This is a genomic window from Herbiconiux daphne, assembly GCF_024979295.1.
Taxonomy (GTDB): domain Bacteria; phylum Actinomycetota; class Actinomycetes; order Actinomycetales; family Microbacteriaceae; genus Herbiconiux; species Herbiconiux daphnes.
In genome coordinates this window covers 1-852 of sequence record NZ_JANLCJ010000252.1, presented here as the reverse complement: position 1 = coordinate 852, position 852 = coordinate 1, and the positions used below count along the sequence as shown (strand labels likewise).

Here is an 852-nt window from a genome sequence, read left to right as displayed (position 1 = left end):
AAACTTCATTTCGTCAAACGGTGTGCGACCAATTCAATATCTTGACCGCACCGAAGGGTGGCACCCAACAATTTTTGGAAATTGAAGAAGCCAAAGAATACAAAGCAAAAGCATTGAAACGCCGAAAATAGCAATCTTGGAAAGGAGGGTTTCAAATGGTCGAAATCGTCGATTTTGAAAAAGTAAAAGACATCATGAACGAGCGCGGCATAAGCCAAGTTGAATTGGCAAACCGAATGGACATCACGCAAGGACATTTGTCCATGTTGTTCTACGGACGACGCCGCACAACTTTGGATATTTTGTTTGCGTTGTTGAATGCGTTGAACCTAACTTTCCAAGATGTTTTGAAAGACGAATACTTGCATTTTGCGGGTTAAAATAAAAAGTGGGATAATTTCCCACTTTTTTCTTGCATTCAATTATATCATGTTGTAATATGGGTAATGTCATCAAGATAAGAAAGGGGAAAGACATGTCAAAACATTTCGGCGATATGGTTCAATTCGAATCAATGCAAGAATTTGAAAAGCTTTTGGCGCAACCGCGGGTAAGTGGTCGCGACGATTCATCGAATTCGGGAAGTGAAGGATTCACGGGAACAAAAGACTATAAAGAATCCGAGCAATTTCGGCAATATGGCGACGAAAAAAGTGCCAATTCATTGCACAAGTACAAAGCAACGGTCGATGATATGATTGAAAAACCGATTCGACCAAGGAACAAAACGTTTGACGATGTTGTTGGCTTTCAACCTATCGTGCCTAACGCATTGATGGGGTTACCTAAGTCAATGATGAATCAAAAGCGGACGGAACAAAAAGGGAAGGTCATGCGAATCTTTGCGGACAT

General features: G+C 41.0%; 2 protein-coding genes. Both read left to right on the top strand.

Annotated features, from left to right (window positions below; all coding sequences use genetic code 11):
- Positions 1 to 155: 155 nt before the first annotated feature.
- On the top strand, positions 156 to 380 hold the full coding sequence (locus tag N1032_RS24445) for a helix-turn-helix domain-containing protein (RefSeq protein WP_259543106.1): 225 nt from the start codon (positions 156 to 158) through the stop codon (positions 378 to 380).
- 59 nt (positions 381 to 439) lie between these two features.
- Positions 440 to 852, top strand: a 413-nt coding sequence (locus tag N1032_RS24440) for a DUF7192 family protein (protein WP_259543105.1), incomplete at its 3' end; no start/stop codon positions are given.

Bases quoted from the DNA above. Each gene is read 5' to 3' on its own strand.
- N1032_RS24445 (WP_259543106.1), top strand. From the start codon at position 156: ATGGTCGAAATCGTCGATTTTGAAAAAGTAAAAGACATCATGAACGAG.